The 20,090-nt window shown below is 70.1% G+C and carries 19 protein-coding genes; 15 read left to right on the top strand and 4 right to left on the bottom strand.

The genetic code is table 11. From position 1 onward, the window contains the following. Positions 1-2 precede the first annotated feature (2 nt). Positions 3-1,463, bottom strand: a complete 1,461-nt coding sequence (locus POF73_RS01725; protein ID WP_272112549.1) for an FGGY-family carbohydrate kinase — start codon at positions 1,461-1,463, stop codon at positions 3-5. A 169-nt stretch (positions 1,464-1,632) separates the two neighbouring features. On the opposite strand from POF73_RS01725, the gene POF73_RS01720 reads away from it, so the two are divergent. Genes POF73_RS01720 through POF73_RS01695 form a run of 6 tightly spaced genes read left to right on the top strand, consistent with a single transcriptional unit; the run spans position 1,633 to position 7,808 of the window. Further along, positions 1,633-3,054 (top strand): ABC transporter substrate-binding protein, encoded by a 1,422-nt coding sequence (locus tag POF73_RS01720; protein ID WP_272112548.1) that lies wholly within the window; start codon positions 1,633-1,635, stop codon positions 3,052-3,054. A 4-nt stretch (positions 3,055-3,058) separates the two neighbouring features. Beyond that, positions 3,059-3,946: a carbohydrate ABC transporter permease gene (locus POF73_RS01715; protein ID WP_272112547.1), complete on the top strand. Its 888-nt coding sequence runs from the start codon at positions 3,059-3,061 to the stop codon at positions 3,944-3,946. Continuing rightward, positions 3,943-4,773 carry a carbohydrate ABC transporter permease gene (locus POF73_RS01710; RefSeq protein WP_272112546.1) on the top strand — a complete coding sequence of 277 codons (831 nt, stop codon included), beginning with the start codon at positions 3,943-3,945 and terminating at the stop codon, positions 4,771-4,773. Before POF73_RS01715 ends, POF73_RS01710 begins: the two co-directional genes overlap by 4 nt. After that, the gene (locus tag POF73_RS01705; protein WP_272112545.1) at positions 4,770-5,900 is read left to right on the top strand and encodes an ABC transporter ATP-binding protein; all 1,131 of its coding nucleotides are present in this window, start codon (positions 4,770-4,772) and stop codon (positions 5,898-5,900) included. The genes POF73_RS01710 and POF73_RS01705 overlap by 4 nt, the downstream gene beginning before the upstream one ends. Beyond that, the gene (locus POF73_RS01700; protein WP_272112544.1) at positions 5,897-6,748 is read left to right on the top strand and encodes a DeoR/GlpR family DNA-binding transcription regulator; all 852 of its coding nucleotides are present in this window, start codon (positions 5,897-5,899) and stop codon (positions 6,746-6,748) included. Before POF73_RS01705 ends, POF73_RS01700 begins: the two co-directional genes overlap by 4 nt. Beyond that, a complete protein-coding gene (locus POF73_RS01695; RefSeq protein WP_272112543.1) occupies positions 6,726-7,808 on the top strand; it encodes an ABC transporter ATP-binding protein in 1,083 nt (360 codons plus the stop codon). Before POF73_RS01700 ends, POF73_RS01695 begins: the two co-directional genes overlap by 23 nt. 27 nt (positions 7,809-7,835) lie before the next feature. Here the strand turns inward: POF73_RS01695 and POF73_RS01690 are convergent, their stop codons facing one another. Next, positions 7,836-9,029, bottom strand: coding sequence for an RNA-guided endonuclease InsQ/TnpB family protein (locus POF73_RS01690; protein ID WP_272112578.1), 1,194 nt, complete (start codon positions 9,027-9,029; stop codon positions 7,836-7,838). Positions 9,030-9,097: 68 nt separating this feature from the next. Between POF73_RS01690 and POF73_RS01685 the strand changes: the two genes are divergently transcribed. From POF73_RS01685 to POF73_RS01665, 5 genes are all read left to right on the top strand, one after another. Continuing rightward, positions 9,098-10,123, top strand: a complete 1,026-nt coding sequence (locus POF73_RS01685) for a 2-hydroxyacid dehydrogenase (protein WP_272112542.1) — start codon at positions 9,098-9,100, stop codon at positions 10,121-10,123. Positions 10,124-10,360: 237 nt separating this feature from the next. After that, positions 10,361-11,782 carry an FGGY-family carbohydrate kinase gene (locus POF73_RS01680; protein ID WP_272112541.1) on the top strand — a complete coding sequence of 474 codons (1,422 nt, stop codon included), beginning with the start codon at positions 10,361-10,363 and terminating at the stop codon, positions 11,780-11,782. Between the two features lie 26 nt (positions 11,783-11,808). Next, entirely contained in the window at positions 11,809-12,870 is a 1,062-nt protein-coding gene (locus tag POF73_RS01675; RefSeq protein ID WP_272112540.1) for a glycerophosphodiester phosphodiesterase family protein, read from the top strand. 38 nt (positions 12,871-12,908) lie between these two features. Continuing rightward, the gene (locus POF73_RS01670; RefSeq protein ID WP_272112539.1) at positions 12,909-13,106 is read left to right on the top strand and encodes a hypothetical protein; all 198 of its coding nucleotides are present in this window, start codon (positions 12,909-12,911) and stop codon (positions 13,104-13,106) included. A 104-nt stretch (positions 13,107-13,210) separates the two neighbouring features. Beyond that, the gene (locus tag POF73_RS01665) at positions 13,211-13,420 is read left to right on the top strand and encodes a hypothetical protein (RefSeq protein ID WP_272112538.1); all 210 of its coding nucleotides are present in this window, start codon (positions 13,211-13,213) and stop codon (positions 13,418-13,420) included. 32 nt (positions 13,421-13,452) lie between these two features. Here the strand turns inward: POF73_RS01665 and POF73_RS01660 are convergent, their stop codons facing one another. After that, positions 13,453-14,091 (bottom strand): mycothiol-dependent nitroreductase Rv2466c family protein, encoded by a 639-nt coding sequence (locus POF73_RS01660; RefSeq protein WP_272112537.1) that lies wholly within the window; start codon positions 14,089-14,091, stop codon positions 13,453-13,455. Between the two features lie 137 nt (positions 14,092-14,228). On the opposite strand from POF73_RS01660, the gene pepN reads away from it, so the two are divergent. From pepN to POF73_RS01640, 4 genes are all read left to right on the top strand, one after another. Then, positions 14,229-16,856, top strand: coding sequence for an aminopeptidase N (pepN, locus tag POF73_RS01655; RefSeq protein WP_272112536.1), 2,628 nt, complete (start codon positions 14,229-14,231; stop codon positions 16,854-16,856). Between the two features lie 209 nt (positions 16,857-17,065). Then, positions 17,066-18,112 (top strand): hypothetical protein, encoded by a 1,047-nt coding sequence (locus POF73_RS01650; protein ID WP_272112535.1) that lies wholly within the window; start codon positions 17,066-17,068, stop codon positions 18,110-18,112. 117 nt (positions 18,113-18,229) lie between these two features. Then, complete coding sequence (locus POF73_RS01645; protein ID WP_272112534.1) at positions 18,230-18,586, top strand: hypothetical protein; 357 nt, start codon at positions 18,230-18,232, stop codon at positions 18,584-18,586. Next, positions 18,583-18,861 carry a DUF397 domain-containing protein gene (locus tag POF73_RS01640; RefSeq protein WP_272112533.1) on the top strand — a complete coding sequence of 93 codons (279 nt, stop codon included), beginning with the start codon at positions 18,583-18,585 and terminating at the stop codon, positions 18,859-18,861. The genes POF73_RS01645 and POF73_RS01640 overlap by 4 nt, the downstream gene beginning before the upstream one ends. Here the strand turns inward: POF73_RS01640 and POF73_RS01635 are convergent. After that, positions 18,764-19,975, bottom strand: coding sequence for a serine hydrolase domain-containing protein (locus POF73_RS01635; RefSeq protein WP_272112532.1), 1,212 nt, complete (start codon positions 19,973-19,975; stop codon positions 18,764-18,766). The genes POF73_RS01640 and POF73_RS01635 overlap by 98 nt on opposite strands. Between the last annotated feature and the right edge of the window lie 115 nt (positions 19,976-20,090).

Below are 20,090 nucleotides of genomic sequence, written 5' to 3'. Positions count from 1 at the left end.
AGTCAAGATTCCGCAGTATCCACGTCCAGCCGGGCACGCGCGTGCGCCGCGACCGGGGGCGGGAGCCAGCCCCGGGTGGTGAGCTCGTCGACGAGGCGGGCGTAGGGCTCGGCGAAGCGGGCGGTGCGGTCGAGGCGGGGTTCGACGGTCGTGCCGATGCGGACCATGCCCTCCGCGGCCTCCGGCAGGTGGGACACGGCCCCGGCGCCGTACGCCGCCAACGCGGCCATCCCCAGGGCCGGTTCCGTCTGCCGCGGTACGCGGGCCGGGCGGCCCAGGATGTCGGCGCGCAGTTGGTTCCAGTACGGGCTGCGGGCGGCGCCGCCCGTGAAGGTGAGGGGGCCGTCGAGCGGGGCGCCGAGGTGGTGCAGGTAGTCCAGGCACAGGCGTTCCGTGAAGGCGACGCCTTGGAGGAGCGAGGCCCACAGGTCGGCGTCGGACTCCGGCTCGCCGAGGACGAGCGCGAAGGCGTCCGGCGCGAGGAACGGGAAGCGTTCGCCCGGTGAGACGAGGGGGTAGGTGATGGCGCCGGACGGCTCGTAGGCGGCGGCCAGCGTGTCCATGGCCGCCGGGTCGGCGCCCGCGAACGCCGCCGTGAGCACGCCGGCGCCCACGCTGGAGGCACCGCCGGGCAGCCAACTCCCGTCCGGCGCACGATGGTTGTAGACCACGCCGGTCGGGTCCCGGACCGGCGTCGGGGCCGCGCCCTTGAGGACCAGGGTGGTGCCGAGCACCGAGTTCCAGGAGCCGGGGCGCAGGGCGGCGGAGGCGATCTGGGCCGCGCAGCCGTCGGTCATCCCGGCGATGACGGGGGTGCCGGCCGGGATGCCGGTGGCGCCGGCGGCGGACGCGGAGACCTCGCCGAGGGGGGTGCCGGGGCGTACGACGTCCGGGATCGCCGGGTCGGGCAGGCCGAGGCGGGGCAGCATGGCCGGCCAGGCGTCGCGCTCCAGGTCGTAGCCGGTCTTGAGGGCGTGGCTGGAGTCGGCCGGGGGCAGTTCGCCGGTGAGGAGGGAGACGATCAGGTCGGGCTGGTGGGTGACCCGGCCGTGGCCGTACTTCTCGGTCAGCCACAGCGCCTTGGGCAACGCCCAGGTGTCCTGCACCCCGAACCCCGCCATCCGCGCCCGCGCCCCCTGAACCGTGGCGCGCCCGTCGTCGTACATCAGCGCGGGGCTCATCGGCCGCCCCGCCCCGTCCGTCAGCAGCACGGTCCCGGACGTCCCGCACACCGCGAGCCCGCCGACCGTGTCCTTCGAGCGCCCGCGCAGCGCGGCCCGGGACGCCGCGCACAGCCCCTCCCACCACTGAGCGGGATCCTGCTCGTGCCGCACTCCGTCCCGCCGTCCGGCGAGGGGGGCCGAGCCGCTGCCGAGGACCGTGCCGTCCCCGGTGACCAGCAGGACCCTGACGCTCTGGGTCCCCAGGTCGATCCCGAGCCATGCGTCGTGTTCATGCGTCATCCGGACCTCCCGCACATCTCGATCCGTGAACTTCACACTCTGCACTGAGATTTTCCCCTGCGCGAGGGATTGACGCCCAACTTCCGCCGTTCCACCCTCTGTTAACGAGTCGACTCGCCGCGTTAACCACGAGCAACCCGGATGGCCGAACCCCACGTGGAGGTCACGGATGGACATGCACGTGCACGACCGCCGCCGCTTCCTGGCGCTGAGCGCCGCCCTGGCCGCCACGCCGCTCCTGACCGCCTGCGGTGCCGGATTCGGCGATGACGACGACAAGAGCGACGGCTCGGCGGCGGACGACGTCACCGGCTCCTTCGACTGGAAGCGCGAGAAGGGCACCACCGTCAAGGCGCTGCTGAACAAGCACCCGTACACGGACGCGCTGATCGCCGACCTGAAGTCGTTCACCGAGAAGACCGGCATCAAGGTCGAGTACGACGTCTTCCCCGAGGACAACTACTTCGACAAGCTCACCGTCGACCTGTCCAGCGGACGCGCCTCGTACGACGTCTTCATGCTCGGCGCGTACATGGTCTGGCAGTACGGACCGCCGGGCTGGCTGGAGGACCTCGGGCCCTGGATGCGCAACTCCTCGGCCACCGGCGCCGAATGGGACCAGGCCGACTTCTTCCCGAACCTCCTCCAGGCCGACCAGTGGTCCCTGAAGGCGGGCGCGCCGCTCGGACAGGGCGGGCAGTACGCGCTGCCGTGGGGCTGGGAGACCAACGTGGTCGCCTACAACACGGACGTCTTCAAGAAGCTCGGCCTCAAGCCCGCCGAGAGCTTCGACGAGCTGCGCGAGATCGCCGGGGCCATCAAACAGAAGGCGCCGGGCGCCGGTTTCGACGGCATGTACGGAATCGCCGTACGCGGATCGAGAAGCTGGGCGACCATCCACCCCGGCTTCATGACCATGTACGCCCGCAACGGGCTCAAGGACTTCACAGTCCGGGGTGGGAAGCTCACACCCGCCATGAACACCCCGGAGGCGGTCGCGTTCACCGAGGACTGGGCCGGCATGGTCAAGCAGGGCGGGCCGCCGTCCTGGACGTCGTACACCTGGTACCAGTGCTCCAGCGACCTGGGCGCGAAGAAGGCCGGGATGCTGTTCGACGCGGACACGGCTGCCTACTTCCAGGCGGTGGAGGGGGCGAGCCCCGCCTCCGGGAAGATCGCCTTCCATCCCGGCCCGAAGGGTCCGGACGGTTCCCTCGCCACCAACATGTGGATCTGGTCGCTCGGCATGAACGCCAAGAGCAAGAAGAAGAGCGCCAGTTGGCTGTTCCTACAGTGGGCGACCGGCAAGCAGCACCTGCTCAAGAGCGCGGTCACGCACAACCACATCGACCCGGTGCGCAAGTCGATCGCCGACGCCGCCGCCTACAAGGACAAGATGAGGCACCTGCCGGGCTTCATCGAGACCTTCGAGGCCGTCGTGGACCAGACGAAGATCCAGTTCACTCCGCAGGCCCAGTTCTTCGACGCGACCACCAGCTGGGCCGCCGCCCTTCAGGAGATCTACGGCGGCAAGGGCGCGAAGTCGGTGCTGGACGGGCTGGCGGGCGACCTCGCCGACAAGGTGGGCTAGCGCGATGGGATGGCGCCTCGCCCTTCGCCCGTACGTCCTGATCGTCCCCGCCCTGCTGCTGACCTGCGGAATCCTCTACCCCTTCGGGCTCGGCCTCTACTACACGCTGTTCGACTTCTCGGCGAGCAAGCCGCAGCCGGACATGGTGCGGTTCGAGAACTACGAGACCGTGTTCACGCAGGAGGCCTTCTGGAACTCGGCGTGGGTGACGGTGCTGTACGCGGTGGGGGCGGCCGCCGTGGAGACGGTGCTCGGCGTGGCCGTCGCCCTGCTGCTGCACCGGTCGACGGTCGTCGGGCGGGTGCTGGAGAAGATCCTCATCCTGCCGCTGATGATCGCGCCGGTGATCGCGGCGATCATCTGGAAGCTGATGCTCCAGCCGTCGGTCGGCGTTGTGAACCACCTGCTCAGACCCTTCGGGCTGGGCGGGGTGCAGTGGACGGACACCCCGACCGGCGCGCTGCTGTCGTCCATCGCCGTGGACGTGTGGGTGTACACGCCGTTCGTGGCGATCCTGGCGCTGGCCGGGCTGCGCTCGCTGCCCACATCCCCCTTCGAGGCGGCGGCGGTCGACGGGGCGGGCTGGTGGTACACCTTTCGGCGGCTGACGCTGCCGATGCTGTGGCCGTACGTGCTGGTCGCGGTGATCTTCCGGTTCATGGACTCGCTGAAGGTGTTCGACATCATCTACGCCCTGACGGAGGGCGGACCGGGTGACTCGACGGTCGTCCTCCAGATCCGCGCCTATCTGGAGGCGATCCGCTTCCAGCGGTACTCGTTCGGCATCAGCTACACGATCGTGCTCTGGGCCGTGGTGTATCTCGCCGCGATGGTGCTGGTGAAGCACCTGGGGAAGATCCAGCGGAAGGCGGCGGAGGTGGCTGCCAAGTGACCGTCAGGAAACGGCTGTCGGGGTGGCTGGCGGATGCCGCCCTCATCCTCTACTTCGTCTTCGCGCTGTTCCCGATCGCCTGGATGGTGATCCTGTCCCTGAAGCCGGCCAACGAGCTCTTCTCCACCTACTTCTCCTTCTCCCCCACCCTCGACGGCTACCGCACGGTGCTCGGCGACAGCGAGGGCATCCCGTTCGTGCGGTTCTTCGTCAACAGCCTGGTCGTGTCGGTGGGCGCGGTGGTCCTGTCGCTCCTGGTGGGGCTTCCGGCGGCGTACGCCTCGGCGCGCTGGCGGTTCAAGGGCTCGGAGAACCTGATGTTCACGCTGCTGTCGTTCCGGTTCGCGCCCGAACTCACGGTGATCATCCCGCTGTTCGTGCTTTACCAGAAGCTCGGCCTGTTCGACACGTACGTCGGCATGGTGTGGGTGCTCCAGCTGGTCACGCTGCCGCTGATCGTGTGGATCATGCGGTCGTACTTCGCCGATCTGACGCCCGAGCTGGAGCAGGCGGCACTGCTGGACGGCTACACCCGCAAGCAGGCGTTCCTGCGGGTGGCGCTGCCGCTGGTGAAGCCGGGGGTCGCGGCGGTCTCCCTGCTGGCCTTCATCTTCGCGTGGAACAACTTCGTCTTCCCGCTCATCCTGACCTCCAACGAGGCCCAGACCGTGACCGTCGGCGCACTGTCCTTCCTCGGCGGCGACCGCCCCAAGTACAACCTCACGGCCGCCGCCGCGCTCGTCTCCGTGGTCCCGCCCTTGCTGCTGGCGCTCACGATCCAGCGGTATCTGGTGCGCGGCCTGTCGTTCGGGGCGGTGAAGTCATGATCCGGCTGTCGGGCGTCCGCAAGACATACGGCAAGGTCACCGCACTCGACGACCTGGAACTGGACGTACGGGAGGGCGAGTTCTTCTGCCTTCTCGGCCCGTCGGGCGCCGGCAAGACCACGACCCTGAAGACGATCGCCGGGCTGGAGACCCCCGAAGCCGGCACGGTCGAGCTCGACGGCAAGGACATGCGCGGCGTGGAGCCGTACGACCGTGGCGTGGCGATGTGCTTCGAGAGCTACGCCCTCTACCCGCACAAGTCGGCCTACGACAACCTGGCCTCGCCGCTCCGCTCCCCGCGCCACCGCCTCCCCGCGGACCGGGCCCGGGAGCGGATCGGCGAGGTCGCCGAACTCCTCGGCATCTCGGCCCTGTTGGACCGCCCGGTCGGCCGGCTCTCCAACGGCCAGCGACAGCGCGTGGCCCTCGGCCGGGTCCTGGTCCGCCCGGCCCGCGCCTTCCTCCTCGACGAACCCCTCTCCCACCTGGACGCCAAACTGCGCCAGCAGATGAGGGCCGAGCTGAAGGCGATCGGCGCGGTACGGCACACGACCACCCTCTACGTCACCCACGACTCCGTGGAGGCACTGGCGCTGGGCGACCGGATCGGGGTCATCCGGGAGGGGCGGATCGTGCAGACGGGGACACGGGAGGAGATCTGGTACCGGCCCTACGACACGGAGGTGGCGCGGGCCTTCGGCCGTCCCCGCATCAATCTCCTACCGGGATCGGTGACCTCCGACGGCGGTTTCCGTTCCGCGGACGGCAAGGTCGAGCTGCCGATCCGCACCGACGCGGCCCCGACTGCGACCCCGGCCCTGACTCCCACTCCGCCTCCGGCCCCCGGCACGAAGGTGCTGATCGGCGTACGCCCCCGTGACCTCACCCTCGGCGAGGGCCCCGGCCACGAGCTCTCCGGCACCGTCTACGTCACCGAGGTGCTCGGCCGGTCGGTGGAGGTCACGGTCCGGCTCGGCGAGCTGCATGTGTCGCTGGTGGTGCCGCGCGGCGAGGCGGCAAGCCTTCGGCCCGACGATCCGGTACGCCTGTCGGTCCGGCCTGAGAACCTGCTGCTGTTCGAGGCCGACCGGCCGCAGCGTCCAGGACGACGGATCGAGACACCATGAGCAACCACAGCAGCGGTCCGCAGGGCCCCGCCGCCCGTCAGGCCGCCATGGCCGAGCAGGTCCTCGCCGACGGTTCGGCGACGGCCGCCGAACTGGCCGAGCGCTTCGGCGTCAGCCTGATGACCATCCACCGGGACCTCGACGAGCTCGAACGGCAGGGCATCGTGAGGAAGTCCAGGGGCGGTGTGACCGCTCAGCCCTCCGGGGTCTTCGAGTCGAACGTGCAGTACCGGCTGAAGACCATGCGCGCCGAGAAGGCCGCCGTGGCCGCCCGCGCCCTGCAGCTGATCGAGCCCGGCATGGCGATCATGCTGGACGACTCCACGTCCACCCTGGAGATAGCCCGCGGGCTGCGCGTAGGCGAGGTGACCCCCCTCACGGTCGTCACCAACTTCCTGGAGGCCATCAACCTCCTCTCCGACCAGCGCGGCATCCACCTGATGGCCCTCGGCGGCGACTACGACCCGCTGCACTCCTCCTTCCTCGGCGTGTCCTGCGTCGAGGCGATCGAGCAGCTGCGGGTGGACGTGTGCTTCGCGTCGACGTCGGCCGTGCACGGGGGTTACGCCTACCACCAGGAGCAGCACATCGTGTCGGTGAAGCGGGCCATGCTCGACGCGGCCGCCCGCAACGTGCTGCTGATCGACCACACCAAGCTCGCCCGGGTCGCCCTGCACCGGGTGGTCCCCCTCTCCCGCTTCGACCTGCTCCTCGTGGACGACGGGGCGTCGGCGGAGGCGCTGCGGGACCTGGACGAGCACAAGGTCACCTACGAAGTCTGCGCCCGGACAGGTCCTGGGGCACCGATCGTGACGAAGGGCAGCGATGACCGAGCTGGAGCTACGTGATCTGCGCAAGACCTTCTCGACGCGGGGCCGCCCGCCGGTGGACGCCGTACGCGGCATGGACCTGACCCTCCGCTCCGGCGAGCTGCTCGGTCTGCTGGGCCCCTCGGGCTGCGGAAAGTCCACGACCCTGCGGATGATCGCCGGGCTGGAGACGGTGACCGGCGGCGACATCCTGGTCGGGGGTTCGTCGGTGACCGCCCGCCCGGCGCAACAGCGCAACATCGGGGTCGCCTTCGAGAACTACGCCCTCTATCCGCCCCTCACGGTGGCGGAGAACCTGGCCTTCGGCCTGAAGGCACGCAGGCGGGCCGACCGGGGAGACGTAGACCGCAAGGTCAGGGAGATCGCCGAACGCGTCGACCTCACGGGCATCCTCGACGCCCGCCCGGCGGGCCTGTCCAGCGGTCAGAAGCAGCGGGTCTCCCTGGCCCGCGCACTGATCCGCGAACCGGACGTACTCCTCCTCGACGAGCCCCTCTCCCACCTGGACGCGGCCCAGCGCGACACGACCCGTCGCGAACTCAAGCGCATCCAACGCGACCTGGGCCACACCACCATCCTCGTCACCCACGACCAGGAGGAGGCCCTCTCCCTGGCCGACCGGATCGCGGTGATGAAGGACGGCGTGATCCAGCAGCTCGGCACCCCGTACGAGATCTACGACAGCCCCGCCAACGTCTTCGTCGCGGACTTCGTGGGCGAGCCCGCGATCAACCTCCTCCCCGGCGTGACGACGAACGACGGCCACGCCCGCCTCTCGGACACGGCACGACTCGCGCTGCCGGTACCGGTGGAGGCGGGCCGGGAGGTGGTGGTCGGCATCCGCCCGGAGGACCTCGCCCTGACCGGCGAGGGCGGCGGTCTCACGGCCCGCGTCATCGCCCATGAACCCCTCCTGGAGTCGGGCATCGCGACCCTCGCCCTGGGCGGCGTCGACAGCCCCCTGGTCGTCCTCACGGCCCCCGAGGTACGCCTCGTCCACGACGACCGCGTCCACTTCACCGCCGACCCTCACCTCACCCATGTCTTCGACGCCGAGACGGGAGACTCCCTCCGTTGACTTCCCCCCTCCTGACGGAGGGGACTCCTACAGCTCGCGCCGTAGGGCTTCCTGCTTCATCGCCGACTGCCCGCTCGGAGTGCTCCGTTGAGGTCTTACACCGGCTCCACAGGCCGACACCGCCAGCCCGGCGGCCAGAAGGTTCTTCGCCGCGTTTTCGTCGCGGTTGTGGCTGGTTCCACATCCGCAGCACGTCCAGGTACGCAGGTGCAGTGGCATCCCGTCTTGCAGCATTCCGCAATTCGAGCACAGCTTGGAGGAGGGAAACCAGCGGTCTACGGCGATCACTTCGCGGCCGTACCACTGGGCCTTGTACTCCAGCATGCTGCGGAACTCGCTCCAGGCCGCGTCAGAGATGGCTCGGGCGAGCTTGCCGTTCTTCATCAGGTTTCGAACACTCAAATCCTCGATCACGATCGTTTGGTTGTCACGAACGAGTCGAGTTGTGATCTTGTGGAGATGGTCGCGCCTGCGGTCGGAAATGCGAGCGTGGATACGGGCGACCTTCCGGCAGGCCTTGGCACGGTTGGCACCGTTTCCCTTGGCCTTGCGGGACAACTCCCCTTGCGCCTTCGAGAGGCGCGCGCGGTCCTTTCGCTCATGCCGGGGGTTGGTGATCTTTTCCCCGGTCGAGAGGGTCAGCAAGTGCTCCAACCCCGCATCGATACCAACCGCCGTTTCCTCGCCGGGGAGCGGCTTGACGTCAGGGTCCTCGACGAGAAGGGATACGAACCAGCGGCCGGCCGCATCCTGGGACACTGTCACCGTCGACGGCTGCGCACCCTCGGGCAGCGGCCGAGACCACACCATCTCCAGCGGTTCCACCATCTTGGCCAGCGTCAGCTCGCCATGACGGAAGCGGAACGCACTCGTGGTGTATTCGGCGGACTTCCGCGACTTCTTACGCGACTTGAACCGCGGGTACTTGGCCCGCTTCGAGAAGAAGTTCGTGAACGCGGTCTGCAGATGCCGCAGCGCCTGTTGGAGCGGGACAGAGGAAACTTCGTTGAGGTAGGCCAGTTCCTCCGTTTTCTTCCACGCAGTCAGCATCGCCGATGTGGCGTTGTAGTTGATTCGTTCCCGCCGCAGCGTCCACGCCTCCGTGCGAGCCGCCAGCGCCATATTGAAGACCTTCCGCACGCATCCGAACGTGCGCGACAGCTCCGCTGCCTGGGAATCGGTCGGATAGAAGCGGTACTTGAATGCCCGCTTCGCATGCATGGTCTTCACAACTCACAAGATGGCGCGGCAACTTGTAAGAGCTTGCAAGGCTTCGGAAAGGACAGCAAATGACCGAACCGGTACGTATCGTGGCCGCTGGTGACCACTTCATCCTTCCTTCGTTGATCATGCGGGCGGTGGAGCACGAGGCGGAACGGGCGACCGTGAAGGAACTGAAGCTCGGCTGGCCGCTGGAGCCGTTCGGGCCGGTGGCCGAGGTTCAGGAAGCCAGTGACGCCGAGGACCAGATGATCGAGGCGCTGGCCGGGGCGGAGGTCCTGGTCACGCAGATGGGGCCGGTTACTGAGAAGGTCCTCGCCGCCTGCCCGGATCTGAAGCTGGTGGTGGTGTGCCGGGGCGGCCCGGTGAACGTGAACCTGGACGCGGCCAAACGCCACGACGTCCGCGTCTGCTACGCCCCCGGGCGCAACGCCGCCGCCACCGCCGAGTTCACGGTCGGCCTGATGCTGGCGGCCCTGCGCCGCATCCCGCAGGCCCATGAACTCCTCGCCCGGCAGGGCAGCTGGGAGGGGGCCACCTATTACACCTACGAGCACAGCGGTCTGGAGCTGGAGGACCTGCCGGTCGGGCTGGTCGGCTACGGGGCGGTGGGCAGCCGGGTCGCGCGCGTGCTGTGCGCCTTCGGGGCGCGGGTGATGGTGTACGACCCGTACGTCAAGGGCGAGATCCACGGCCTGCGCGTCGCGTCCCTGGACGAACTCCTGCGCGTCTCCCGGGTGATCACCCTGCACGCCCGTCTCACCCCCGAGACCCGGGGGCTGATCGGCGCCCGCGAACTGGCCCTCCTGCCGCAGGGGGCGGTGGTCGTGAACGCGGCAAGGGGCCCGCTGCTGGACGAGGACGCCCTGTGCGAGGCCCTGGAGAACGGCCATGTCTCGGCGGCGGCCCTGGACACCTACGCACAGGAGCCGCTGCCCCCGGCCTCCCGGCTGCACGCCCTCGCCGACCGCGTCGTACTGACCCCACACCTGGGCGGCGCGTCCCGCGCGGTGGCGGAGAAGGCGGCGGCCATCGCAGCGGCGGAGGTGGGCCGCTGGGCGCGGGGAGAGCCTCTGGCGCACGCCCTGACCTGAGGCACGTTCGGGCCGGGTGAGCGCCCACCAACCTCACTGGTCCGACGACACCGGCCGCGAAAGAGCCGTAGGGGCGCGCCGGTGTCGAGAGGACGAGCGCGCCGAGGCCCGAAGGGTCGAGCACGGTCGTGCTCTCGACACCGGCATATGGCGCCCCGGAGGCGAAAGAGCCGAACATTCGGCACCCCAGCCGCAAAAAGCACTGCACAGCCGACCAAGCCAAAGAGGTGGGTTGGAATGTACATCGGCATCGACGTGGGCACATCCACGGTAAAAGCCGCCGCGTTCGACGACACCGGTCGCGAACTGGCCGTAGAGGCACACCCGGTGGCCCTGTCACTCCACGCCGGTCACGTCGAGCAGGACATGGAGGAGGTGTACACAGCAGTAATGGGCGTACTCGACGCCCTGACCACCCGCATCCCGGAACCGGTCGAGCTGGCCGGCCTCACCGGCCAGGGCGACGGCGTCTGGCTGGTCGACAAGGACGGCCGCCCCGTCCGGCCCGCCGCCTCCTGGATGGACGGCCGGGCGCACGAGCTGCTCGACCAGTGGCTGGCGGACGGCACGTTCGAGACGGTGTTCCGCCGCACCGGAAGCGCGATGTTCCCCGGGTGTCCGGGCCCGCTGCTCGCCTGGTTCGACCGCCATGAGCCCGCGTCCCTCGACGCCGCGGCCACGGCGCTCTACTGCAAGGACATGGTCTTCCGCCGCCTGACCGGCGCCCCGGCGACGACGGACGTCTCGGACGCGTCGATGCCGTTCCTCGACCCGCGCACCCGGGCCTACGACAACCGGGTCGTGGAGCTGCTGGGCCTCACACACCGCCGGGGCCTGCTCGCGCCGATCGGCGATCCGGTCACGACGGCCGAGGCGCGCGAGGGGCTGCCCTCGGGGACACGGCTGGCGAACGGCCCATACGATCTGCCGTCCTGTGCGCTCGGCGCGGGTGTGACGTCCCCCGGCGACGGTCTGCTGATCGTCGGCACCTGCCTGGCCAGCCTGGTCGCCACGACGGACCTGGATCTGAAGGGCGAGCCGGCCGGGCTGTACATCTCCACGGACCGTCCCGGCCACTGGCTGCGCGCGATGCCCGCGATGGTCGGCACGGCGGCCCTGGACTGGGTGCTCTCCACGACCGGCGTCCACCACGACGAGGTCGACGCCCTGCTCGCCGAGACGCCGCCCGGTGCGAACGGCGTCCGCGTGCTGCCGTACTTCGCCCCGTCGGGTGAGCGGGCCCCGTTCGTGGAACCCCGGCTGCGTGCCGAACTCACCGGTGTCTCCCTGGAGTCCACGAAGGCGGACCTGATCCGCGCCACCTGCGAGGGCATCGGCTACGCGGCCCGCCACTGCCTGGAGGCGGCGGGGCTGACGGGCACCCTCGCGGTGTGCGGCGGCGGCACGCGCAGCCCCGCCTGGATGCGGCTGCTCGCCGATGTTCTGGGCCGTCCGCTCAGGGTGGTCGAGGGTGAAGTGGGGGCGCGGGGCGCGGTGTTGGCGGCGGCGGAGCGGTACGGGGTGGCGCTGGACGCGGCGGCCTGGACGGAGCCGACGGCGGTCGTGGAGCCGGACGCGGCCCGGGCGGCGTACTACGCGAACGCCTACGCCGACCATCTGGCCCGGCTGGCTCATGCCCGGCACACGGCGCGCGCGTGAACGAGCCGACGACACAAGGGAGTCATATGCATCTCGGACGCCGTTCTCTGCTGCTCGCGGCCGCCGCAGCCCCGGCGGCCGCCGCCGTCCCCGCACCGGCACACGCGGCCGGGCAAGCCCCGACCGGCCGGCACCCACTGGTCATCGGCCACCGGGGCGCCGCGGGCTGGCGTCCCGAACACACGGCGGTCTCCTACACCTACGCCGTGCAGACCGGTGCCGACTGGATCGAACCGGACCTCGTCCCGACGAAGGACCACGTCCTGGTCGTCCGGCACGAGAACGAGATCTCGCAGACGACGGACGTGGCGTCGCACCCGGAGTTCACGGACCGCCGTACCACCAAGACCGTGGACGGGCGTCCGGTGACCGGCTGGTTCACCGAGGACTTCACGCTGGCGGAGCTGAAGACGCTGCGGGCGGTGGAGCGGCTGCCGCTGGTCCGCAACCGCAACACGGTGTTCGACGGCCGCGCGGAGGTGCTCACCTTCCAGGAGGTGGTGGACCTGGCGCGCCGGCTGTCGCGGGCCCACGGCCGGACGATCGCCGTCTTCCCCGAGACCAAGCACCCGACGTACTTCCGCTCTCTGGGACTGCCCTTGGAACCGAAGCTGGCGGCGGCGATCCGGCGGAACCGGCTCGGCCGGCGCGAGTGTGTCGTGCAGTCCTTCGAGCCGACGAGCCTGCAGCGGATCGCGGCCGAGCGGCTGGGGGTGGCGCTGTGGCAGGCGCTGGGGACGACGGGTGGGCCGTACGACCTGGTCTCGGCCGGTGATCCGACGACGTACCGGGACATGATGACCCCGGCGGGGTTGGCGCGGATCGCCGAGTACGCGGACTGGATCGGTCCGGACAAGTCGTCGCTCGTCGGGACGCCGGTCCTCGCGGACGCGCATGCGGCGGGGCTGCGGGTGGGGCCGTACACCTTCCGGGCGGAGAACCAGTTCCTTCCGGTGGATTTCCGGCGCGGTGACGGAGCGAACGATTTCGGGGACGCGTTCGCCGAGTACGCGCTGTACTACGGGATGGGGGTCGACGCGGTGGTGACCGACTTCCCGGATCTGGCGGTGATGGCTAGGAGGGGCTGATGAGGACGTTCCGGCTGGCGTGCCCTACGTGTGGGGGCATGCAGGTGTTCCGGCCGCTCAATGCCGAGGAGAAGGCGGCGGTCCGGGCGGAGAAAGGGGATCCCCGCCACTACGTGGACTGGTACTGGCGCTGCACCGTCAAGGGCTGTCTGACGTACTACCGGCACCTGAACATGAGCGACCGCGGCACCCTGCCCGAGAGGTTCCGCGAGGAGGAGACCGCGGCCGGGGCGTGACGTCCGGAATCCGCCCTGGCAGGACGGATTCCGGGCTGATGCCACGGCCCCGCGCGGACCTACGCTCCGGTCACCGTACTGCGCACGGCACAGGGGGGATTCGGATGGTGTCCAAGCGATGCCCGAACTGCGGCGACCGTATGGAGGAGTTCGACCCGCTCACCGAGAAGGAGTGGGAGCAGGTCAAGAGCCAGATACCGAAGCACGTTCGCAAGGCGGCCGTGCTCCGCTGTACCAACGGCAAGTGCCGGCGGGTCCAGCAGCGAGGCAACCGCCATGTCGGCGGCAACCTGCCCAAGCCCGAGTCCGACTAGCCCCGGCACTGGCCCCGGCCCTGGTGCTCGCCCTACAGGTTGCTGAAGTCCGGACCCTTGGTCCGGGTCCGCTTGATCTCGTAGAAGCCCGGTACGGAGGCCACGGCGAGGGTGCCGTCCCAGAGCTTCGCGGCCTCCTCGCCCTTGGGGGCCGGGGTGACGACGGGGCCGAAGAAGGCGATCTGCTCGCCGTCATCGCCGGGGACGGCGATGACGGGGGTGCCGACCTCCTGGCCGACCAGCTCGATGCCCTCCTTGTGGGAGGCGCGCAGCTGCGGCTCGTAGGCGGTGCCGTCCCAGTGGTCCATGAGGGAGTCGGGCAGGCCCACGTCCTTCAGGGCGGCGGCGACGGTCTCTTTCTCGGGGCCCTCGCCCTTGTTGTGGATGCGGGTGCCGAGCGCGGTGTAGAGGTCGCCGAGCACCTCGGCGCCGTGCTCCTCCTGCGCGGCGATGACGACCCGGACGGGACCCCACGCCTTGGTCTCCAGCAGCTCCCGGTACTGCTCGGGGAGGTCGTCCAGCTTGTCCTCGTTGAGGACGGCCAGGCTCATCAGATGCCAGCGGACCTCGATGTCGCGGACCTTCTCCACCTCCAGCACCCAGCGCGAGGTCATCCAGGCCCAGGGGCACAGGGGGTCGAACCAGAAGTCGACGGGGGTCTTGTCCGACATGTCTCTCCTCGGGAGGAAGCGTTTACCCCGGGGAACACTCCTGGCCGGTCCGCCCATTCCCGGCTGCCCGGTGTCGGGCGCGCATGGCAGGATCAAGGCTGTCCGCATACTGAACACCACCCGAGGGAGTGCCGCCCGTGCCCGGTGAGAATCTGTCCCGTGACGAGGCCCGGGAGCGGGCCGCCCTGCTGTCCGTCGACGGCTACGACGTGTCCCTCGACGTGCGGTCCGCCGTCGGTGACACCGTCGGCGACGCGGCCGCGGAGGACGGGGCGCCGCGCACCTTCCGCTCGGTCACCACGATCCGCTTCCGCTGCGCCGAGCCCGGCGCGAGCAGCTTCGCGGATCTGATCGCGCCGAGTGTGACCGCCGTCTCACTCAACGGCAGGGATCTGGACCCGCGCGAGGTCTTCGACGGTTCGCGGATCACCCTGGAGGACCTGGCCGCCGACAACGAGCTCGTCGTGGACGCCCAGTGCGCGTACTCCCGCACGGGTGAGGGCCTGCACCGGTTCGTCGACCCGGAGGACGGCGAGGTCTACCTCTACACGCAGTACGAGCCGGCCGACTCCCGCCGGGTCTTCGCGAACTTCGAGCAGCCGGACCTCAAGGCGCCGTTCCGCTTCGAGGTGCGGGCACCGGAGGAGTGGACGGTGTGGAGCAACGGCGCCGGTGAACGCGCGGACGGCACCTGGAGGTTCGCCGAGACGAAGCCGATCTCGACGTACATCACCTGTGTCGTGGCGGGCCCGTACCACTACGTCACGGACTCCTACGAGCGCACCCTCGCCGACGGCACGACGCTGCGGATCCCGCTCGGCGCCATGTGCCGCAAGGGTCTCGCGCCCTACTTCGACTCCGACGACGTCTTCCTGATCACCAAGCAGGGCCTGGACTTCTTCCACGACCACTTCGACTACCCGTACCCCTTCGGGAAGTACGACCAGGCGTTCGTGCCGGAGTACAACCTCGGCGCGATGGAGAACCCGGGGCTGGTGACCTTCCGGGAGGAGTACATCTTCCGCGGCAAGGTGACGCGGTCGTCGTACGAGGGCCGGGCGAACGTCATCCTGCACGAGATGGCGCACATGTGGTTCGGCGATCTGGTCACCATGGTGTGGTGGGACGACCTGTGGCTGAAGGAGTCCTTCGCGGACTTCATGGGCACGTTCGCGAACGTCGGCGCGACCCGCTTCAAGGACGCCTGGATCACCTTCGCCAACCGCCGCAAGTCGTGGGCGTACCGCGCGGACCAGCTGCCCTCCACCCACCCGATCACCGCCGACATCCGTGACCTGCAGGACGCGAAGCTCAACTTCGACGGCATCACCTACGCCAAGGGCGCTTCCGTGCTGAAGCAGCTCGTGGCGTACGTCGGACAGGACGCGTTCCTTGAGGGCGCGCAGCGCTACTTCAAGCGGAACGCGTACGGAAACACGCGCCTCGGCGATCTGCTGTCGGTGCTGGAGGAGACCAGCGGGCGGGACATGGGCGCGTGGGCGCGGTCCTGGCTGCAGACGGCGGGCGTGAACTCGCTGACCCCGCAGGTGCTGCTGGACGCCGAGGGCCGCATCGACGAGCTGGCGGTGGTGCAGGAGGCCGCGGAGTCACACCCCGAGCTGCGTCCGCACCGGGTCGCGGTGGGCCTGTACCGGCGGGGCGAGGGCGGGGCCCTGGAGCGGTACACGCAGGCAGAGGTGGACGTCGACGGTCCGCGGACGGTCGTGGCGGAGCTGGCGGGTGCCGAGGCGCCGGAGCTGGTGCTGGTCAACGACGACGACCTGACGTACTGCAAGACCCGCTTCGACGCCACGTCCCTGGCGACGCTGCGGGAGCACCTGGGTTCGGTGACCGACCCGCTGGCGCGTGCCTCGTGCTGGTCGGCGCTGTGGAACATGACGCGGGACGCGCTGCTGCCGGCCCGGGACTTCGTGGACCTGGTGCTGCGGTTCGCGGGGCGCGAGTCCGACATCGGTGTGCTGCAGATGCTGCAGGCGTGGGCGAACTCGTCGCTGGTCAACTATGTGGCGCCGCAGTGGCGGCCGACCGGTGAGCGGCTGCTCGCCGAGGGCGCGCTGCGGGAGTTGCGGGCCGCCGAGCCGGGCAGTGAGCAGCAGCTGGCGTGGGCGCGGTTCTTCGCCTCGGTGGCGCCGGGTGCGGAGGATCTGGGCTTGCTGCGGGGTCTGCTGGAGGGCACGGAGAAGATCGAGGGGCTGGACGTCGACCAGGAGCTGCGCTGGGCGTTCCTGGAGCCGCTGGCCGCGCACGGGGTAGCGGACGAATCGGTGCTGGCGGCCGAACTGGCCCGGGACGACACGGCGTCCGGCAAGCGCCACCAGGTGCGCTGCCTGGCCGCGCGGCCGTCGGAGGCGGTGAAGGCGCAGGCGTGGGCGCAGGTCGTGGAGTCGGACGCGTTGTCGAACGCGCTGGTCGAGGCGACCCTCTCGGGCTGGGGCCAGCCGTCACAGCGGGAGCTGCTGGCGCCGTACACCGGGAAGTACTTCGCGGCCATCGAGCGGGTGTGGGCCGAGCGGTCGATCCAGATCGGCATGGACGTGGTCCGGGGCCTGTTCCCGGCGCTCCAGCAGTCGCAGGCCACCCTGGACGCGACGGACGCCTGGCTCGCGGCCCACGAGGACGCGGCACCGGCGCTTCGGCGGCTGGTGCTGGAGGCGCGGGACGATCTGGCGCGGGGGCTGCGGGGGCAGGCGTGTGACGCGGGGGCCGATTCGGAGTCGGGGTCGGGATCGGCGTCAACCGCATAAGACCTTTGGCCAACGATCACGGCCGTCCGTGACCGTTACGGAATTCAGGCAATAGCAGCCGTAACCCCTGGTCCAACCCGAACGGACCAGGGGTTTTCCGCGTCTACTCGGCATCCGAACACCCGTCCTTTAGTGCCAGGTTGTCCGTTTTTGTCGACGGGCATGTAACAGCGGTTAGCGAGCGGATCGGACGCGGGAACCTCCGGGTCATGAACCACAACACCCCGGTCCCCCCGCTCTCCCCCCGCCCCCTGCGTCATCTCTCCGAGGTGCACCGCCGTGTCATGACCGCCGCGCAGCTGAAGTCGCACGGCGTCCCGGCCGCCGAGACGAACGAGCAGTGCCGCCCCGGCGGCCCCTGGCAGCAGCTCCTCCCCGGCGTCTTCCTGCTCCACCCCGGCCCGCCGACCAGCGAGGAGCGCCTGCACGCGGTGCTGATGTACGCGGCGCGGGAACGCTCGCCGGGGGTGCCGCCCCAGCCGAACGCGGGTGAGGCCCACGCCCCCGCCTACCCCGAGGCGGTCATCACGGGCCTCGCGGCACTGACCCTGCACGGCTTCTCGGCCACGCCGCCGCTGACCGCCCTGGACACGATCGACGTCCTGGTCCCCCGCATGCGCCGCCTCCGCTCGACGGGCTGCGCCCGCATCCTGCGCACCCCCGCGCTCCCCGCCCCACAGCAGGTGACGGGCCTCCCGGTCGCGCCGGTCCCGCGCGCCCTGGCCGACGCGGTGGCCGAACTGACGGACGCGAGCGCCGTACGCCGGCTGCTGACCGAGGCCGTCCGCGGCGGCCACTGCGAACCAGCCTCGGTGGTACGGGAGTTGAACCAGGCGAAGCTGCTGTCCCGCCCGCACGTGGTGGACGCGGTGGACTCCCTGCTCGCCGAGGGCCGCGCGATCGCCGAGGACCGCCTCTACGAGATGGTCCACGTCTACGGCCTCCCCGACCCCGTCTGGAACGTCGACCTGCGGCTGCCCGGCGGCCCGCACCTCGGCGGCCTGGACGCCTACTGGCCGGAGCAGGCGGTGGCGGTGGAACTGGACACCCGGGCGCCCCGCCAGGACGAGGACGCCCTGTGGTCCGAGTACGCCCGCAAGCGCGAGCACTTGGAGCGCCTGGGCATCACGGTCGTCTACATCACCCCGAAGAAGCTCCGCGACGGGATGGAGCAGCAGGCGGCGGTGGTCCGTACGGCCCTGATGGCGGCGGCGGACCGCGAACCGGCCGCGTATGTCGTGGTGCTGCCTCGATAGTCCCCGGTAGTGACGGACCGGGGACACGCAGCGCCAGGAGGGGAGAGGAGGGGCCGCCGGGGCCAGTCACCGGCGGCCCCTCCTCGCGCCGTGGGCACCCTGGCTAGGTTGGGCGGGATGAGACGTGAACTTCGAGGCGTGTTGCTGGCGTTGTTCCTGCTGCCGCTGCTGTGGGGCCTGGTCACGCTGGCGAGGGGCGCGTCGTCCTACGGCGCCCCGGAGTGCCCCGGCCTCCAACTGGGCGAGGACGGCGAGTCGCACCCCGGCCCCATGCGACGCGGCTACACCTGCGCGGTCTCCTACAGCACCGAGGGCGGCCGCTCGACGGGCACGAGGACGTACGACCAGCAGAAGTACGCGCAGGAGCAGGACCGCTCCGGTCTCTACCGGCGGGGCGCCGGTTATATGGCCTACGGAACAGCGGGGCTGCTGGCCCTGACGGTCACGAGGCTCAGTCGTCGAACTCCGGGATGAGCTCGCGCGACGGCACCGGCCAGAACTGCGTCGAGACAGCCCACCTGACGCCGGCCGTCGCCATCCGCGGCTCCAAGAACCCCACCGGACCGGCCCCGCGCTCCGCCTGCCCCCACGGCGTGGACGGCATTCGTTACCTGCGTCGGAGGAGACGCGAGGCCCTGACTCCGGGGTCGGTCAGCCGATGCGAGGCGGTGCGAACATCACCTCGGGACCGGAGCCCGCTCGGTGACCGGCGCTCGCCGGCGCCTTTCCGCAGAACTCGGCCTCGATGACCGCCACCGTGTCCCCCGACCAGTCGCCGTTGAAGTTGAGGGCCAGGGAGTGGCGGCCGTCCTCGGTCGTGACCCCCTCGGACTGGGAGCCGTGGATGCCGCCGCCGTGGCCCCAGACCGTGACGCCGCAGGTCAGCTTGGCCTTCATCAGGCCGAGGCCGTAGCCGTTGGTCTCGTCGACGGGGACGGTCGTGGTCATCTCGGTCAGCTGCTCGCGCGGGAGGAGCTTGCCGCGCAGCAGGGCGCTGTAGAAGCGGTTGAGGTCGGTGGAGTTGGAGATCATCTCGCCGGCCGAGAAGGCGAGCGACGGGTTGAGCTTCGTGACGTCGTACGTCGGCCCTGTCGTCGTCTCGGCCAGCTTGGAGTAGGCCCGGCTGCTGGGTCCCGGCACCGTCACCCGGGTGCCGGGGACGGAGGTGGCGGTCAGGTGCAGGGGCTTGATGATGCGGTCCCGGATCGCGTCGCCGTACGGCCGTCCGGTGGCCTTCTCGATCACCATTCCGGCGAGCACGAAGTTGGTGTTGGAGTAGTTCCACGACGTCCCCGGCTCGAAGTCCGGTTTGTGGGTCATGGCGAGCGCGACCAGTTCCTCGGGCTTCTGGGTGTCGTAGCGGTGCTTGAAGAAGCCGTCCTTCAGGAAGTACGTGCGGCCGAAGTCGTCGTCCGCCGTGTAGTTGAAGATGCCGCTGGTGTGGTTGAGGAGTTGGCGCAGGGTGATCCGGCTGCCGTCGTGGCCGTTGCCCCGCACCTGGCCCGGCAGCCACTTGTCCACCCTGTCGTCCAGGGACAGCCTGCCCTCCGCCTCCAGCTGGAGCAGCACGGTGGCGACGAAGGTCTTGGTGATGCTGCCCACCCGGTAGCGATCGTCGGCCGAACGTGGCTTTCCCGTCTTGAGGTTGCCGACGCCGGCCGTCGCCGACCAGGTGTCGTGGCGGTCCTTCGCCGTGGCCGTCACTCCGGGCACGCCGTCCCCGACCGCGGCCTCGATCGCCTTGCGGGTCGCCTCGTGGTCGGCTCTGGCGGGTGCCGCCGCCAGGGCCGGGGCCGCGAGGGCCACGGACAGTGCCACCGCCGTCGCCGCCACGAGTGCCGTGCGGGTCGTACGTACGCTCATGTCTTCTCCCCCTGTCTTCCCGCTCATGTCGAGCGTGGTCGGGGGTGGAGACTCTGGGGCTCACGCCAAGGTTGAGGCGCCGTACGGCGGTTGAGCCGGATTCGGACAACCGCGA

Origin of the sequence: Streptomyces sp. HD (assembly GCF_028369295.1) — a bacterium.
Taxonomy (GTDB): Bacteria; Actinomycetota; Actinomycetes; order Streptomycetales; family Streptomycetaceae; genus Streptomyces.
This window is presented reverse-complemented; position numbering and strand designations above follow the sequence as displayed.

Excerpts from the sequence above, each read along its gene's own strand:
- POF73_RS01725 (WP_272112549.1), bottom strand. The coding sequence starts at position 1,463 with ATGACGCATGAACACGACGCATGGCTCGGGATCGACCTGGGGACCCAG.
- POF73_RS01680 (WP_272112541.1), top strand. The coding sequence starts at position 10,361 with ATGTACATCGGCATCGACGTGGGCACATCCACGGTAAAAGCCGCCGCG.
- POF73_RS01675 (WP_272112540.1), top strand. The coding sequence starts at position 11,809 with ATGCATCTCGGACGCCGTTCTCTGCTGCTCGCGGCCGCCGCAGCCCCG.
- POF73_RS01650 (WP_272112535.1), top strand. The coding sequence starts at position 17,066 with ATGAACCACAACACCCCGGTCCCCCCGCTCTCCCCCCGCCCCCTGCGT.
- POF73_RS01700 (WP_272112544.1), top strand. The coding sequence starts at position 5,897 with ATGAGCAACCACAGCAGCGGTCCGCAGGGCCCCGCCGCCCGTCAGGCC.
- POF73_RS01670 (WP_272112539.1), top strand. The coding sequence starts at position 12,909 with ATGCAGGTGTTCCGGCCGCTCAATGCCGAGGAGAAGGCGGCGGTCCGG.
- POF73_RS01715 (WP_272112547.1), top strand. The coding sequence starts at position 3,059 with ATGGGATGGCGCCTCGCCCTTCGCCCGTACGTCCTGATCGTCCCCGCC.
- POF73_RS01635 (WP_272112532.1), bottom strand. The coding sequence starts at position 19,975 with ATGAGCGTACGTACGACCCGCACGGCACTCGTGGCGGCGACGGCGGTG.
- POF73_RS01705 (WP_272112545.1), top strand. The coding sequence starts at position 4,770 with ATGATCCGGCTGTCGGGCGTCCGCAAGACATACGGCAAGGTCACCGCA.
- POF73_RS01690 (WP_272112578.1), bottom strand. The coding sequence starts at position 9,029 with ATGCATGCGAAGCGGGCATTCAAGTACCGCTTCTATCCGACCGATTCC.
- POF73_RS01665 (WP_272112538.1), top strand. The coding sequence starts at position 13,211 with ATGGTGTCCAAGCGATGCCCGAACTGCGGCGACCGTATGGAGGAGTTC.
- POF73_RS01640 (WP_272112533.1), top strand. The coding sequence starts at position 18,583 with ATGAGCTCGCGCGACGGCACCGGCCAGAACTGCGTCGAGACAGCCCAC.
- POF73_RS01695 (WP_272112543.1), top strand. The coding sequence starts at position 6,726 with ATGACCGAGCTGGAGCTACGTGATCTGCGCAAGACCTTCTCGACGCGG.
- POF73_RS01720 (WP_272112548.1), top strand. The coding sequence starts at position 1,633 with ATGGACATGCACGTGCACGACCGCCGCCGCTTCCTGGCGCTGAGCGCC.
- POF73_RS01645 (WP_272112534.1), top strand. The coding sequence starts at position 18,230 with ATGAGACGTGAACTTCGAGGCGTGTTGCTGGCGTTGTTCCTGCTGCCG.
- POF73_RS01660 (WP_272112537.1), bottom strand. The coding sequence starts at position 14,091 with ATGTCGGACAAGACCCCCGTCGACTTCTGGTTCGACCCCCTGTGCCCC.
- POF73_RS01685 (WP_272112542.1), top strand. The coding sequence starts at position 9,098 with ATGACCGAACCGGTACGTATCGTGGCCGCTGGTGACCACTTCATCCTT.